The organism is Flavobacterium sp. KBS0721, assembly GCF_002007065.3.
Classification (GTDB): domain Bacteria; phylum Bacteroidota; class Bacteroidia; order Flavobacteriales; family Flavobacteriaceae; genus Flavobacterium; species Flavobacterium piscis.
Map to the genome: position 1 here is coordinate 2908183 of NZ_CP042170.1, position 15774 is coordinate 2923956.

The following is a 15774-nucleotide window of genomic DNA, read 5'->3' on the forward strand; positions in this document are numbered from 1 at the left end:
ATTTCTTTCTGAAACTAGCTTTTTTGTTCTATCTCTTAGTGTAGATTTATTTAGTAAACAAAAACTCTTTTCCGCCTTGTTTTAAAATCATTTCTTTTTTATCAGAATTGAATTCCAGAACAATACCTGCAGCATCAAAGGTAAAGACAGTGTTGGTGCTGGCGTTAAGAGGAAAAGAAGGCTGTCCTGTTGCCTGAGCAATTAATACATTGTCTTTTTGTGAAATTGTTATTTTTATCGGAATTTGTGTACTTCCGTAAATTCCGGAATACAAATCCAGCATTTCTGGGGCAACGGTTATATTTCCAAAAACGGGCAATGCAAAAGGTTTGTGGAAATAAGAACTTAAAGCGCACAATAAGATGTTCTCATTGCTATATCCCATTGCTCCGTTTGAAGTTATGGATAGGGCCAGCTTTTCCTCCGGAAAGTATTCCATAGCTGATCTAAATCCGTCAATTGCGCCATTATGACCATAACTTTTTTTACCAAAAGGATGTAACTCTGCAATCCCCATTCCGTAGTTGTCTTTCATTGTTATCATCTGATTTAAAGAAGCTGCAGAAATAATTTTGCCGGCAAAAACACTTTCGATAAAAATGTTTAAATCGGTTGGATTGGAGACAATACCTCCGGCTCCTAATGGAATTGAGATATCGGTTTCACTTGATTTGTCCCATTTTCCAGCGAGAGTATAAGAATAGCTTTCGTTCTTTTCTAAGTTTATTTTACTTCCTAAATACGTGTTTTTTAATTTTAATGGTTTGATGATTTTTAAATCTAAAATTGCACCGTACGGTTTTTTGTAGATATCTTCAAGTATATAAGACAATAAAACATAGTTCGAATTGCAATACTGAAATTTTGTATCAGGTTCAAATATAACATCCCCGGAAGCTATTTTATCAATAATTTTGGCTCTTGACTGATATTCAGTATTCCATTTTAAATAATCGGGAATAGTGGTGAAATCATAAATCCCACTGCGATGGTTCAATAAATTACTAACGGTGATTTTTTTGGCATTTTTTATTGTTGGAAAATATTTATCAATAGTTTGATTTAAGTTGATTTTTTTTTCTTCAATAGCCTTAAGAATAAGAGTTGCTGTAAATGTTTTTGAGATAGAACCAATTCTGTATTTTGTATTGATGCTTGATTTTTTTGAAGTTGCAACATCATCAAAGCCAATTGATTTGGTGTAGATTGTTTTTCCGTTTTCAGAAATAGCAATACTTCCCATGTATTTATCGTTTTTTTCCAGAAGCGTAAACAAACTGTCCAGTCTTTTTGTGTCGAAAGTTTGTGAGAAAGCGCTTGTAACTATAAAAGCGCATAAACAGGTAATGATTTTTTTCATGATAGTGTTTTTTGATTGATTGATTTTTTAAATTTTAATAAAAGCGTTATAAGAAAATAGAAAACTACGATTGCCAGTAGCATTGCTGGAATAAACCAGTAGCCAAGTACTTCGTGAGTATGGTTTTTAATTTTGTCTTCCTGACTCATTATTCCTAATACAAAAACAGAAAATGAATCATCTTTCATATGAAGACCTACAAGAGAAGGATTGATTATTTTTGCAAAAATCAGGAATACAAAACCAAAAAGGAAGAGGTACAAAACAAAGAAAAAAACATACGAAATACCATTGGTAAAGTTTAAGACCAAAGCTTTGAAAACATGAACAGGATTAAATGTTCTTGTTGCTTGCTCTAATTTTTTATCGGCGACAAGGGGTTTTAGAACCTCTTCTGGTGCTCCTAATTTTTCGATAATGTCTAAAAGTGAATCTATTTCGTTTGCTTGACTTTTATGTTGAATAGCTTCAAAAATATGGCTGTTAAATTCCATATAAATATCATCCTGACTAATTTTTGATAGCGAAGCTGTTGCTTTTTTAATACGCTTCATATAATCGCTATAAATCCTCTGCGAAGCTTTTTGTTCGAATTTGATGTCTTCTATTCTCATTGAATGATTTTTTTGATTGATTTCTCAAGATTCTCCCAGTAAATATTCATCTGGCTTAGAGTTTCTATTCCTGCTTCGGTTAGTGAATAATACTTTCTCGGAATGCCGGTTTCTTGTTCTACCCATTTTGAATCTACTAATTCTTCTGTTTTTAAGCGATTCATTAAAGGATAAAGTGTTCCTTCTGCAATTTCTATTTCAGTATGTTTTCTTATTTGTTCGATAAGTTCATAACCGTAGTACTCATGATTTTTGAGCACGTTCAGGATAATGAAAGTCAATGTGCCTTTCTTTACCTGCGATTTCCAGTTTGTTACAAATGTTTCGTTCATTCTGCTAATGTATAACAAAATACATAGTATAACAAAGTATATAGCTAAGTTTTTTAGTCAATACATTTTAATTATCTGTAAATCAGTTAATTAAAATGTTTTAATTTTATTTCTGTAGATTTTTATGATTGTGTTTACGTTTGTAGTGTGTTTGTTTAATACTCTTTTTATCTTCAGAAATAATGCTAATAGTACCGTCTATTTCTAACATAGCAAGCTTTATATCGGTCAAATGTTCTAAGCCGTGCTCACGTGCCGCTTCTTTTAATTCTTCGTGCGAAATGTCTAATTTGCTCAAAGTTTTAAAATCTATTATTCCGTTATGGATCAGGATTTCTGGTTTGTCTAACAATAAATTGTTTAAGCCTTTGTATTTGTGAGTAAGTTTTTTAATAATGTAATTAATGATAAACAAAGCCAGAGCTGCAACTAATCCTCCCCAGAGACTTGTGTCGGGACCAACCATTGCATTTTGAACCGAATTGCTAATAAGTAAAATCAGAATAATATCAGCAGTATTCAATTGAGAAAGTTCTTTTTTGCCAAAGATTCTCAATGCAATTGTCATGAAAAAATAAACAGCAACACTTCTTGCAATAATATCTAAATACGGATTTAACATCATTTTTTTAAGGTTTAAATTTAAAAAAGCTTTGTCAAAGTTTTTAAACTTCGACAAAGCTGCTAAAATAATTATATAATGTTAAGTTAGAATGAACTGACTTATATTAGTTTAAAATTTTTCTCAATTGCTTTGATCATTTCTCCGGCAACATCTTTGTTTGTAGCGCCTTCAATTCCTTCAAGACCTGGTGATGAGTTTACTTCGAGTAATAATGGTCCTTTTGAAGAACGAATAATGTCAACACCGGCTACCTTTAAGTCCATGGCTTTTGCAGCTTTTATAGCGATTCTTTTCTCTTCGGCAGTCACTTTTATTACAGATGCGGTTCCTCCAAGATGAATATTTGCCCTGAATTCTCCAGGCATAGCTTCACGCTGAATCGCTGCAACTACTTTTCCGTCGATTACAAAACAGCGAATATCTTTTCCGTTGGCTTCTTTAATGAATTCCTGAACAAGAATATTAGCATTTAAACTTTTAAAAGCATTGATAACACTTTCTGCTGCTTTTTTTGTTTCTGCCAGAACGACCCCTTTTCCTTGAGTTCCTTCGAGTAATTTTACGATTAAAGGCGAACCTCCAACCATTTTGATTAAGTTGTCAGTATCCAAAGGAGAATTAGCAAAACCAGTTGTAGGAATGTCAATTCCGCTGTTTAAAAGCAATTGCAATGAATATAATTTATCTCGTGATTGTGTTATGGCTGTAGCCGAATTTAAAACAAAAACCTTCAAAGCTTCAAACTGACGCGTTAAAGCACAACCGTAAAAAGTAATGCTTGGACGGATTCTGGGAATAATAGCATCAAACTGATTTAATATTTTTCCGCCTCTATAGTGAATCTCTGGAGTTTTAGCATCCAACTTCATATAACATTCTTTGATATTCAAAAAATGCATTTCATGACCGCGCATTTCACCGGCTTCCATGATTCTTTTATTGCTATACAATTCGGGATTACTGGCTAATAGACCAATTCTTAAGCCGGAAGTTGCTTTTTCTGAATTTTGATACAATTCTTTTAATGCTTCAGGCGTTGGTTGTCCTAACATGTATTTTTCTTCGGGATCAACGAGTACGCGCCCACTCATGGCTTCGCGGCCTAAAAGCATACGGAATCCCATAGAGTCACGATTCGTCAAAGTCATTTCTATTGGCCACTTAATATCGCCAAGTTTAATGCTGGTCTGGATAACGTAACGGTGTTCTCTGAAACCGCTTGAACTTTTTACAATTCTTTTATCAACCAACGGAGCTTCGCAATGGATGACAGTTTTAATATTATTCTGAATTGGATTAATATCAAATTTTACCCAATTGGCATCATTTTTTATAAAAGGAGCTATGTTTATAGCGTGCATTGCCGAAGTTTTAGCACCGGAATCAACACGAGCTTTGATTGTCGGGATTCCTAGTTCTGGAAATGAGCACCATTCTTCGCTACCTAAAATGACTTTATTTTGAAGCATACGTTATTATTTGTTAAGAAATTTAATAGCCAAAAATAGCTATTTGCTTTTACTAAAGATAGTAATTTATCTAAAAAAAATACCCGTTATGTTATGAAAACGTAACGGGTAAATTATATTTGTTATAGATGTAAACTAATTTACTGATTAGTCGGTTCCTCGGCTTTATGTATTTCTACTGAAAGTTCTTGAGAATCATCTTTTAAATCCATTAAGATTTCATCACCTGAATGTATTTTTGAAGTTATGATTTCTTCGGCCAACAAGTCCTCAACATATTTCTGGATCGCTCTTTTTAGAGGTCTTGCTCCAAATTGTCTGTCAAAACCTTTCTCAGCAATAAATGCTTTTGCTTTATCAGTAAGATTTAACTTGTATCCTAATTCAGCAATACGGGAATAAAGTTTAGCAAGTTCAATTTCGATAATCAAATCAATATCACCTTTTTCTAATGCATTGAATACGATTACGTCATCAATTCTGTTTAAGAATTCAGGAGCAAAAGTTTTCTTCAAAGCATTTTCAATAATACTTTTAGAATTTTCATCGGCCTGAGCCACTTTCGCAGCAGTTCCGAATCCAACACCTTGTCCGAAATCTTTCAATTGGCGTGCACCAACATTAGAAGTCATAATGATGATAGTGTTTTTAAAGTCAATTTTACGACCTAAACTATCTGTTAAATATCCGTCATCTAAAACCTGAAGCATCATATTAAATACATCCGGATGCGCTTTCTCGATCTCATCTAAAAGAACAACACAATAAGGTTTTCTACGAACTTTTTCAGTCAATTGACCGCCTTCTTCGTACCCAACGTATCCCGGAGGCGCTCCAACTAAACGAGAGATAGCAAATTTCTCCATGTATTCACTCATGTCGATACGAACTAATGCATCTTCAGAATCGAATAATTCTTTTGCTAAAACTTTGGCTAATTGTGTTTTACCAACTCCAGTCTGACCTAAGAAAATAAACGAACCAATTGGTTTGTTCGGATCTTTAAGTCCGGCTCTGTTACGTTGAATAGAACGTGCAATTTTCAATACAGCTTCATTTTGACCAATTACTTTGTTCTGAATCAATTCAGGTAATTTGGCTAATTTGTTGCTTTCTGTTTGTGCAATTCTGTTAACAGGAATTCCGGTCATCATAGAAACAACATCGGCTACATTATCTTCTGTAACTTCAATTCTGTTGTTTTTAGAATCCTCTTCCCATTGTTCCTGTGCAACGGCTAAATCTTTTTCAATACGTTTTTCGTCATCACGAAGTTTGGCTGCTTCTTCATATTTTTGTTTTTTAACAACCATATTTTTGTTTTCGCGAACTTCTTCCAACTGACGTTCTAAATCCAAAATTTGTTTAGGAACATCAATATTAGTAATGTGTACACGAGAACCAGCTTCGTCAAGAGCATCAATAGCTTTGTCCGGTAAAAAACGCTCAGACATATATCTGTTCGTTAATTTAACACAAGCTTCAATGGCTTCCTGCGTATAAGTAACATTGTGGTGATCTTCGTATTTGTCTTTAATATTATTCAAAATTGCAATAGTTTCCTCAACAGAAGTTGGTTCTACAATTACTTTTTGAAAACGTCTTTCAAGAGCTCCGTCTTTCTCAATATATTGTCTGTACTCATCAAGAGTAGTAGCACCAATACATTGGATTTCACCTCTTGCCAAAGCAGGTTTGAACATGTTTGAAGCATCAAGAGAACCTGTTGCTCCACCAGCGCCTACAATGGTATGAATCTCATCAATAAAAAGAATGATATCATCATTTTTTTCCAACTCGTTCATCACGGCTTTCATTCTTTCTTCAAACTGACCACGGTATTTTGTTCCTGCAACTAAACTTGCAAGATCAAGAGTTACCACACGTTTGTTGAAAAGAATACGAGATACTTTCTTTTGGATAATACGCAAAGCAAGTCCTTCTGCAATAGCAGACTTACCAACTCCAGGTTCTCCAATAAGAAGCGGGTTGTTCTTTTTTCTACGGCTTAAGATTTGAGAAACACGCTCAATTTCTTTCTCGCGTCCCACAACCGGATCTAGTTTTCCTTCTTCTGCCATTTCTGTTAAATCTCTCCCAAAATTATCTAAAACCGGAGTCTTGGATTTTTTGTTTGACTTATTGGCGGGATTATTAAAACTACTTTCTTTAAGACTGTCATCTTGTCCTGAATCGTCGTTATACGATTCGTTTCTTGGCAAGTTTTCTAAGAATTCTTCTTCGTTTGGAGTCATATTTAAATATTGTTCTTTAGCTATGTCATAATCTATTTTTAGTTTATTCAATAGCTTGGTTGTTGGATCGTTTTCGTTTCGTAAGATACACAATAGCAAGTGCGCCGTGCTAATCGACGAGCTCTGAAATACTTTAGCTTCAAGAAAAGTGGTCTTCAGGGCTCTCTCCGCTTGGCGGGTAAGATGAAGATTTTTCTTTTCTGCATTTACTTCAACGCTTTGATTGGCTGGGCTCAGTATTTCTACCTTCCTGCGTAAATGATCTAGATCGACTGCAAGGTTATTAAGTATATGAATAGCTTTTCCGTTTCCATCCCTTAAAATGCCTAGCATTAAATGTTCAGTACCAATAAAGTCGTGGCCCAAACGTAAGGCTTCCTCTTTACTGTAGGTAATAACATCTTTTACTCTTGGTGAAAAATTATCATCCATAATATATAATTGGTATTGTAAATTTAGTGAATTAGTGTTTGAAAAACAAAAACCATACCCTTAAGGAACTCCTGACAGCTAAGAGACAAAAAAAATAACAATAAAACAGTTAAAAAACGCTTAATTTATTAACTAAAAGCGCAAATAAAGTTGTTAATAAATCATTGAAATAAGTGTAAGGAAATAGCTGAAAAAATTCCAAAAAAACGTATCTTGGCACGCTTTGAAACTAATATAATTATTTAAACATAACAACTTATGTCTGAAGGAGAAAAGTTAATTCCTATTAACATTGAAGATGAAATGAAATCAGCTTACATCGATTATTCGATGTCAGTAATTGTATCGAGAGCGCTTCCTGATGTTAGAGATGGCTTGAAACCAGTGCATCGAAGAGTTCTTTACGGAATGTATGATTTAGGTGTAACTTCAAGATCTGCCCACAAAAAGTCTGCAAGAATCGTAGGAGAGGTTCTGGGTAAGTACCACCCGCACGGAGATACCTCTGTTTATGATGCGATGGTACGTATGGCCCAAGAGTGGAGTATGCGTTATTTATTAGTGGATGGTCAGGGTAACTTTGGTTCTGTTGATGGTGACAGTCCTGCAGCAATGCGTTATACTGAGGCCAGAATGCGTAAAATATCTGAAGATATTATGGCAGATATCGAAAAAGAAACAGTTGATTTTCAATTGAACTTTGACGATACTTTATATGAGCCAAAAGTAATGCCTACAAGAGTTCCTACTTTATTAGTAAACGGAGCAACAGGTATTGCAGTTGGTATGGCAACTAATATGCCTCCACACAATTTAACAGAAGTGATCAATGGTACATTAGCATACCTTGATAATAACGATATTGAAATTGACGAATTAATGACACATATTAAAGCTCCGGATTTTCCAACCGGTGGTGTAATATATGGTTATGAAGGAGTTCGTGAAGCTTTTAAAACCGGTAGAGGACGTATTGTAATGCGTGCGAAAGTTGGTTTTGAAGAAGTCGATGGAAGAGAATGTATCATCGTAACAGAGATTCCGTATCAGGTGAATAAGGCCGAAATGATTAAACGTACGGCTGATCTTGTTAACGATAAAAAAATTGAAGGTATTGCGAATATTCGTGACGAGTCTGACAGAAACGGTATGCGTATCGTTTATATCCTGAAACGTGACGCTACGCCAAACGTAGTATTGAATACCTTATATAAGTTTACTTCATTACAATCTTCTTTTAGTGTAAATAATATTGCATTAGTAAAAGGTCGCCCACAAATGCTGAATCTAAAAGATATGATTCACTATTTTATCGAGCACCGTCATGATGTTGTAGTAAGAAGAACTCGCTTTGAATTGCGTAAAGCAGAAGAAAGAGCACATATTTTAGAAGGATTAATTATTGCTTCTGATAATATTGATGAAGTAATTGCGATCATCAGAGGTTCTAAGAATACAGAAGAAGCGCGTGAAAAATTGATCGAAAGATTTAATTTATCAGATATTCAGGCGCGTGCTATTGTCGAGATGCGTTTGCGTCAGTTAACAGGTCTGGAACAAGACAAGTTAAGAGCAGAATACGATGAGTTAATGAAGTTAATCGAACATTTGAAAGCCTTATTAGCAGATGTAGATTTAAGAACGAATTTAATTAAAGAAGAACTGGAAGAAATCCGTGAGAAATACGGAGATGAACGTCGTTCTACTATTGAATATTCAGGTGGAGATGTAAGTATCGAAGATTTGATCGCTGATGAAAATGTGGTAATTACAATTTCGCATGCAGGTTACATCAAACGTACCAACTTAACAGAATACAAAACTCAAAATAGAGGTGGAGTTGGACAAAAAAGTGCCGGAACAAGAGATCAGGATTTCCTTGAACACATGTTCGTTGCAACCAATCACCAATATATGATGTTCTTTACGCAAAAAGGAAAATGTTTCTGGATGCGTGTTTATGAAATTCCTGAAGGAAGCAAAACTGCAAAAGGTAGAGCAATTCAGAATTTAGTAAATATTGAAAGTGATGATAAAGTAAAAGCTTTCATTTGTACACAAGACTTAAAAGATAAAGATTATATCAATAGCCATAATCTTGTAATGGTAACGAAACAAGGTCAGGTTAAGAAAACTTCTTTAGAGAAATATTCTAAACCAAGGGTAAATGGTGTTGCTGCAATTACAATTAAAGAAGGTGACGAGTTACTTGAAGCGAAATTAACCAACGGAGAAAGCCAAATTATCCTTGCTGTTAAGTCTGGTAAATTGGTTCGTTTTGAGGAAACTAAAACACGTCCGATGGGAAGAACGGCTTCAGGAGTTCGCGGAATTACCTTAAAAGATGATACTGATGAAGTAATTGGTATGGTTACGGTTGACAAAGAGAATGTAAACGATACACAGATTTTGGTTGTAACTGAAAACGGATACGGTAAACGTACCAAATTAGTTGATGATGATGGAGAAGATGTTTACAGAATTACAAACCGTGGAGGTAAAGGTGTTAAAACACTTAATATCACAGAGAAAACCGGAAAATTAATTTCTATTAGTAATGTAACTGATGCTGATGATTTAATGATTATCAATAAGTCTGGATTAACCATCAGAATGGCGATTGAAGATTTACGTGTAATGGGTCGTGCAACACAAGGTGTTCGATTGATTAACTTAAAAGGTAAAGATTCTATTGCTGCTGTAACAAAAGTGATGAAAGATGATGTTGCAGAAGTTGTTGTTGATGAAGACGGAAATGTTATTGAATCTGCTATCGAAAGAGTAAAACCGGATTTGGAAGTTCTTGAAGACGAAGGTTCTGTAGAAGATGATGAGGATGACGATTCTGATGAAGAAGTAGATGAAGAAGATGACGCTGAAGAAGAAGAATCTGAAGAATAAAAATAAAACCTGTTATAATTAAATACACAAATTGAATATTATGAAAAGTAAATATGTAATACTTGCGTCAGCATTATTGATTTCAGTAGCTACTTTTGCTCAAAAAGATCAGATAAAAAGTGCTGAAAAAGCGTTAAAAGGTGGAGATGCTCAAGGAGCAATTACAATCCTGAACGATGCTGAAAATATGGTAGCAAATGCCAAAGATGTTGAGCAGGCTCAATTCTATTCTGTAAAAGCTAACGCTTATTTAGATTTAGCTAATAAAAAAATAGAGGAAAGTAAAAACCTTTCTCTTGCTGCAGAAAACTATAAAAAGTTAATTGATGTTGAAAAAGCTTCAGGAAAATTAAAATATTCTACTCAGGCTGCAGCTTCAATTACTGAAATCAAAGGAAAATTGATTAATTCTGCTATTGCAGATTCTCAGGCTAGCAAACATTCTGAAGGTGCAAAAAAATTGTATGATGCTTATTTATTAGATAAAAAAGATACAATCAATTTATATTATGCAGCTTCTACAGCAGTAAATGCTCAGGATTTTGATCTTGCATTGCCAATGTATGAGGAATTGAAGCAATTAAATTATTCTGGGAAAGGAACAAGCTATACAGCTGTAAATAAAATTTCAGGTAACGAAGACGGTTTTAATAGTGCTAAAGACAGAGATTTAGCTGTAAAATTAGGAACTCACGAAAAACCGCAAACAGAAGCTATTCCTTCTAAAAGAGGAGAGATTTACAAAAATCTAGCTTTAATTTTAGTTCAAAAAGGACGTAGTGAAGATGCTAAAAAAGCAATCGCTGATGCAAGAAAAGCAAATCCGGATGATAGTTCTTTAATTCTTACTGAGGCTAACTTGTATTTAGAGTCTAAAGATTTTGATACATACAAAAAATTAGTTGGTGAAGCTTTACAAAAAGATCCAAACAATGCTGATTTAGTATTTAATTTAGGGGTTCTTAGTGCAAATGCAAAAAACAGTGCCGATGCTGAGAAATATTACTTGAAAGCTATCGAAATCAATCCAAAGTATACAAATGCTTATCTTAACCTGGCAGCTTTAAAATTAGAAGCTGAAAAACCAATTATTGATGAGATGAATAAATTGGGTACTTCTGCAAAAGATATGAAGCGTTACGATGTGTTAAAAGCACAAAGAGAAAATGTTTTTAAAGCTGTAATTCCTTACCTTAAAAAAGCAAATGAATTAGATCCTAAAAACGAAGATGTTTCTAAAACATTATTAGGAGTTTACAAAGCGTTAGAAATGACTGCTGAAGCAAAAGCATTGAAAGCTACAATGTAATTCTAAACAGTGACTAGTCCTAAATAATCGATACAGATTATTAGACAAATATATTTAATTAGACACCTGTAATATTTTTTATTGCAGGTGTTTTTCTTTTATAAGTTCTCATCTTTACTACACTTTGTTGATGCATTTGACTTGGAGTGAGCATATAATTAGAGTAATGTGGTCTTTTGTTATTATAAATATCAATTGCATTTTTCACTAAAACCTTCATTACAGCAAGTTTTAGATTAAACTTATCAATATTAAATTCTTGTTTTAAAATTCCATTTATTCTCTCAGCTACTGCATTCTCATAGGGATCAGAGTTTTGGGTCATACTACATTTTATATTGTTTTTATGTAATAGTTTTTGATATTCATCAGAACAATATTGTATTCCTCTATCTGAATGATGTATTAATGTTTTGCCTTTATCTCTGCGTTTTTTTATTGCATTTTTTAAAGCTGTTAAACTACTATGAGCATTCATATTATCTGCCACATTAAAACCCATTATTCTTTTAGAGTAAGCGTCAGTTATTAGACTTAAATAACATGGATTCTTTCTTTTTCCAATATAGGTTATATCTGATACCCAGACTTGCTCTGGTCTACAAATCTCTAACTCTAATATTTGATTTTGATGTTTTCTAAATCTATGATGAGAGTTTGTTGTTATATGGTAAGAACGTTTTGATATTATCAATAAATGATTTGCTCTAAGTATATCTATAAATTTATCTCGGCCTATTTTAAGTTGATTCAACTCGCTTTTTAAAAGATAATACAATTTTCTTGCTCCAATTCGAGGCATTGTATTTCTAATTTCCAAAACCATATTAACAACTTTTGAAGCCAAAAGCTTCTTATCGCAACTTTTTTTTACTCGACGATAGTAAACCTGTCTGTCAATCCCGAACAAAGTACAGGCAAACATTATTGTTTGTTGTTGTTCTTTTTTAAAATGGTCGATTGTTCGGGTGGTGAGTTTTTTCGAATGTCAATTTGATATTCTTTTTCTGCTATATCAATCATCATATCGAAAATAATAGCTTTTTTATCAGCAACGAAAGCCTGCTGTTCTAAAAATGCTCTTTGTTTTTCCAATAACTTCACTTTGGCTTCAAGTTCCATTATTTTCTGTTCAGGAGATTTTTGCATAAGAGAAGGTGTTTGATTGTCCCAATCAAAGTTACCGAATTTTCGAAGCCATTGAACAATTGTTGAACGTGATTGAATAGCATAATCTTTCTTAACTTGAGAAATTGAGGTTTTTCCCTGTTCTATTTCTTGAACAATTTGAAGTTTTAAAGACATACTGTAATCTTTCTGTGTACGCTTAACATAGCGCAATTCTTGATCTTTTTCCATAATGATACTTTTTGTGTATCGCTATTTCAGGACAAGACACAGATTATATAAAAAAAACCATTCGCCGCGGCGAATGGTTTTTTTTATGTTTAAACTTTATCTTAACTTTCTAAAGTTACAGAAAGTGTAATGGTTGTATTTAATAATTTTGAAATCGGACAGATTTCTTTTGCTTTTGCTGCTGTTTTTTCAAATTCCTCAGCTGTAATATTAGGAACTTTACCTTTTAAGTCTAAATGAATTAAAGTTATGGTTCCATCCTCAAACGTAACTGTTGCTTCTGTATTTAAATCATCTGCTGTAAAACCACCTTCGTTAAGCAAAAAGCTTAATTGCATTGTAAAACAGCCTGAATGTGCTGCAGCAACCAATTCTTCAGGGTTTGTTCCAACTCCGTCTGCGAATCTCGTTTTAAATGATAATTGAGTATTATCTAATGTCGTACTTTGTGTACTGATCTTTCCGGTTCCTTCCATGCCTGTTCCTTTCCAGTTGGCATTCGCTTTTCTTGTAAATTTCATTTTCGTTGTTGTTAGGATTAATAATTGCATTTATTGATTATCAATAGATAATGTGGTTTATCAAATATAATCAATATTTTACAGAAATTTTTTCATGAAATTATAATACATTGTTAAGTTTCAGGTTGAAATGAGATAAATGTTGGAGTGGATTTTACCGCAATCCCAATAGCTATCGGGAGCAAAGTTTTGTGTTTCATCTTAATTATAGTCGACAATCTTGTCATCTCTGTAAAAGTCACTTATTTCGGTGACGGATTTATTGAGATAAAGCTTTGCGAACTTTGTATTGTGTTGAAATATCAAAAAAAAAACTTAGCGAACTTTGCGTAAAATCTTTGCGCTCTTTGCGGTAAAAAAAAACTACTGCATAAAAAAAGGCGCAATGAGAATTTCATTGCACCTGATTTTATATTTATGAATTAAAAATCTTATTCCTGACCTAAATTACGTAATTGTTTCAGTTTGTCTTTCCAAAGTTCAAGGCTTTCTTTGTGAATAGCAATGTTTTTACGAACTTCAAGAACAATTGAATTTTCTTTTTTAGCATTTTTAGTATTGGCAAAAAACTGAATATTGTTTTCTAATTGGAAAATTTCATTTTGCACTTCTTCGATTTTACGCATTAAGAAAATCTTTTCATTATCTAATTTGCGAGTATCGTTACTATCAGATAGAGAGTCGATACGATTAGAAAAGCGCATCATTTCAGTTTCTTTTTTACTCAAACTTAGTTTTTCAAAAAGAGCATCAAGGATTTTATTGAATTTTCCTTCGATATGACGTCTTGCAAAAGGTACTTTTCCGTAACCTTTCCAGATTTCGATATGTGCTTTTATCGCGTCTAAATCGGTTTTGTGATCACCCGTAAGCTGGTAAGCCCTTAAAATATCTAAGTAAGCTTTTTTATTATCAAAAGCTGCTACCTCATCAACATTTTCTTCTGATTTGTGTTCTTTTAATTTATCAAAATAATGGTTGCAAGCGTCTTTGAATTCTTTCCAGATTTTATCTGAATATTTTTTAGGAACGTGCCCAATTTGTTTCCACTCTTCCTGAATCTGTTTCATAACAGGAGTTGTAGCGCCAAAATCAACACTTTCTTGTAGTTCTTTTGCTTTGGCAACAAGAGCCATTTTTTTATTCAGATTGTCGTTTTGATCTTTTTTAATGTCTTTGTAAAATGAATTTTTAAAAGAATTAAAGTTTCTCACGGCAGTTTTAAATGCAGCCCACGTTTCTTCGTTTACATCTGAAGGTACTTTTCCGGCAGCAAAAAACTCATTTCTAAGTGTTTCTACTTTCTGAATTTGTACTAACCATTGTGAGTGAGAATTTACTTTTTCAGTTCCTAAAACTTCAATTTTCGCAATAATTTCTTTTTTAACTTCAAGGTTATTTTGCTCATTTGCTCTTTGGCCTTCAAACAAAACTTCTCTTTTATCATGGATTTTTTTAGTCAGTTCGCTAAATTTATTCCAGATGATATCACGGTGTTCTTTAGAAACTGGCCCGATGTCTTCTTTCCAGATTCTGTGGAGATCCTGTAATTCACGGAACGCTTTACTAATGTCGGTTTCGTTTGTTAATTCTTCAACACGTGCAATAATTTTTTGTTTTTGTTCAAGATTGTATTTAAAATCTAAATCTCTGGCTTCACGATCTAAGTGCAGGTAATCATAAAAATTCTCTACATGAAAGTGGTAATTATTCCATACGTGGTTGTATTTATCCTTTGGGATTGCTCCGGCATTTTTCCATCTTTCTCTTAAGTCATTAAAATGTTTAAGGGTGTCTTTAATGTTTTCCTGCGGATTTATAAGCTCTTTTAGTTCTTCAACTATTGCAAGTCTCTCTTCTAAATTCGATTTCAGATTGGTTTGTAAATGCTTGAAATGTGCATTTCTTTTTTCTCTAAAAACATTATAATATTCGTCAAATTTAGATTTTAACGGATAGTGATATTCAAATTCCTCATTTGGGTCTTCTTTAGAAGCATTGAATTCTTCTTTTTTCTCCTCTATAAGGTGGTTGTATTGTAATAAAAATGACTTTTTGATTTCTTCGATATGATCTTTTACAGACATTACTTTATCCGTAGAGATCAGTTTTTTAAGCTCGTCTACAAGCGCATCCATAGAAAAAGTATCATAATCCTGCATAGGAATATCATGACGCTCTTTTAGCGTTTCATCTTCACTTTCTTCAGCGTTTGAATTTGTTATGGCGTCTAATGCAGTCTGATGAGCAGTTTCTGTTTCTTCCGCTGTATTTTCTACTTCAGTTTCAGAAGTTGAAATTTCAGCAGCTGTTTCAGGCTCCGATGCTTCAATTGCATTATCTTGTGTAGAATCGCTAATCCCGATTTCTAATTTTCCGTCTGCTTCCTGCAGGTTATCATTCTTTTCTTCTAACATTTTAAATGTATAAGGTTTTTATTTTAAAGAGAGCGAAAGATACTAAAGGTGTTTCTAAATACAAAATAAATCGTTTGTTTATACGCTTTTTTAAGACGAAATTCCTATTTATTCAAGTATTTTAGGAATATGATATGGGTTTTTTACCTAATTTTTTTGAAGTAAATTTAAATTTTGGAT

Annotated in this window: 12 protein-coding genes; 2 read left to right on the plus strand and 10 right to left on the minus strand. The window is 33.3% G+C overall.

What is annotated here, in order from left to right:
* Positions 1-46 precede the first annotated feature (46 nt).
* The 6 genes from B0M43_RS12720 to B0M43_RS12745 all read right to left on the minus strand — a co-directional run bounded on the left by B0M43_RS12720 (position 47) and on the right by B0M43_RS12745 (position 7087).
* Positions 47-1360, minus strand: a complete 1314-nt coding sequence (locus B0M43_RS12720) for a serine hydrolase (RefSeq protein ID WP_210418053.1) — start codon at positions 1358-1360, stop codon at positions 47-49.
* Positions 1357-1974 (minus strand): hypothetical protein, encoded by a 618-nt coding sequence (locus tag B0M43_RS12725; RefSeq protein WP_078008073.1) that lies wholly within the window; start codon positions 1972-1974, stop codon positions 1357-1359. The genes B0M43_RS12720 and B0M43_RS12725 overlap by 4 nt, the downstream gene beginning before the upstream one ends.
* Positions 1971-2306, minus strand: coding sequence for a PadR family transcriptional regulator (locus B0M43_RS12730; protein ID WP_065447952.1), 336 nt, complete (start codon positions 2304-2306; stop codon positions 1971-1973). The genes B0M43_RS12725 and B0M43_RS12730 overlap by 4 nt, the downstream gene beginning before the upstream one ends.
* Before the next feature lie 106 nt (positions 2307-2412).
* Positions 2413-2928 (minus strand): DUF421 domain-containing protein, encoded by a 516-nt coding sequence (locus B0M43_RS12735; RefSeq protein WP_065447990.1) that lies wholly within the window; start codon positions 2926-2928, stop codon positions 2413-2415.
* A gap of 101 nt (positions 2929-3029) precedes the next feature.
* Positions 3030-4400 carry a 30S ribosomal protein S6--L-glutamate ligase gene (rimK, locus tag B0M43_RS12740; protein WP_065447953.1) on the minus strand — a complete coding sequence of 457 codons (1371 nt, stop codon included), beginning with the start codon at positions 4398-4400 and terminating at the stop codon, positions 3030-3032.
* A gap of 140 nt (positions 4401-4540) precedes the next feature.
* On the minus strand, positions 4541-7087 hold the full coding sequence (locus B0M43_RS12745) for an ATP-dependent Clp protease ATP-binding subunit (RefSeq protein WP_065447954.1): 2547 nt from the start codon (positions 7085-7087) through the stop codon (positions 4541-4543).
* A 258-nt stretch (positions 7088-7345) separates the two neighbouring features.
* Between B0M43_RS12745 and gyrA the strand changes: the two genes are divergently transcribed.
* Together gyrA and B0M43_RS12755 are read left to right on the plus strand one after the other, a co-directional pair.
* Positions 7346-9988: a DNA gyrase subunit A gene (gene gyrA / locus B0M43_RS12750; protein ID WP_078008072.1), complete on the plus strand. Its 2643-nt coding sequence runs from the start codon at positions 7346-7348 to the stop codon at positions 9986-9988.
* A gap of 40 nt (positions 9989-10028) precedes the next feature.
* Positions 10029-11297 (plus strand): lipopolysaccharide assembly protein LapB, encoded by a 1269-nt coding sequence (locus tag B0M43_RS12755; RefSeq protein WP_065447956.1) that lies wholly within the window; start codon positions 10029-10031, stop codon positions 11295-11297.
* 58 nt (positions 11298-11355) lie between these two features.
* Here the strand turns inward: B0M43_RS12755 and B0M43_RS12760 are convergent, their stop codons facing one another.
* The 4 genes from B0M43_RS12760 to B0M43_RS12770 form a co-directional block, all read right to left on the minus strand.
* Positions 11356-12222, minus strand: coding sequence for an IS3 family transposase (locus B0M43_RS12760; RefSeq protein WP_210418029.1), 867 nt, complete (start codon positions 12220-12222; stop codon positions 11356-11358).
* Positions 12222-12656, minus strand: coding sequence for a transposase (locus B0M43_RS24640; RefSeq protein WP_210418026.1), 435 nt, complete (start codon positions 12654-12656; stop codon positions 12222-12224). The genes B0M43_RS12760 and B0M43_RS24640 overlap by 1 nt, the downstream gene beginning before the upstream one ends.
* 101 nt (positions 12657-12757) lie before the next feature.
* Positions 12758-13177 carry an OsmC family protein gene (locus tag B0M43_RS12765; protein ID WP_078008443.1) on the minus strand — a complete coding sequence of 140 codons (420 nt, stop codon included), beginning with the start codon at positions 13175-13177 and terminating at the stop codon, positions 12758-12760.
* Between the two features lie 431 nt (positions 13178-13608).
* Positions 13609-15594, minus strand: coding sequence for a DUF349 domain-containing protein (locus B0M43_RS12770; RefSeq protein ID WP_078008071.1), 1986 nt, complete (start codon positions 15592-15594; stop codon positions 13609-13611).
* Positions 15595-15774: the final 180 nt, after the last annotated feature.

Excerpts from the sequence above, each read along its gene's own strand:
- B0M43_RS12735 (WP_065447990.1), bottom strand. The coding sequence starts at position 2,928 with ATGTTAAATCCGTATTTAGATATTATTGCAAGAAGTGTTGCTGTTTAT.
- B0M43_RS12730 (WP_065447952.1), bottom strand. The coding sequence starts at position 2,306 with ATGAACGAAACATTTGTAACAAACTGGAAATCGCAGGTAAAGAAAGGC.
- B0M43_RS12720 (WP_210418053.1), bottom strand. The coding sequence starts at position 1,360 with ATGAAAAAAATCATTACCTGTTTATGCGCTTTTATAGTTACAAGCGCT.
- B0M43_RS12770 (WP_078008071.1), bottom strand. The coding sequence starts at position 15,594 with ATGTTAGAAGAAAAGAATGATAACCTGCAGGAAGCAGACGGAAAATTA.
- B0M43_RS12760 (WP_210418029.1), bottom strand. The coding sequence starts at position 12,222 with ATGTTTGCCTGTACTTTGTTCGGGATTGACAGACAGGTTTACTATCGT.
- B0M43_RS12755 (WP_065447956.1), top strand. The coding sequence starts at position 10,029 with ATGAAAAGTAAATATGTAATACTTGCGTCAGCATTATTGATTTCAGTA.
- B0M43_RS12745 (WP_065447954.1), bottom strand. The coding sequence starts at position 7,087 with ATGGATGATAATTTTTCACCAAGAGTAAAAGATGTTATTACCTACAGT.
- B0M43_RS24640 (WP_210418026.1), bottom strand. The coding sequence starts at position 12,656 with ATGGAAAAAGATCAAGAATTGCGCTATGTTAAGCGTACACAGAAAGAT.
- rimK (WP_065447953.1), bottom strand. The coding sequence starts at position 4,400 with ATGCTTCAAAATAAAGTCATTTTAGGTAGCGAAGAATGGTGCTCATTT.
- B0M43_RS12725 (WP_078008073.1), bottom strand. The coding sequence starts at position 1,974 with ATGAGAATAGAAGACATCAAATTCGAACAAAAAGCTTCGCAGAGGATT.
- B0M43_RS12765 (WP_078008443.1), bottom strand. The coding sequence starts at position 13,177 with ATGAAATTTACAAGAAAAGCGAATGCCAACTGGAAAGGAACAGGCATG.
- gyrA (WP_078008072.1), top strand. The coding sequence starts at position 7,346 with ATGTCTGAAGGAGAAAAGTTAATTCCTATTAACATTGAAGATGAAATG.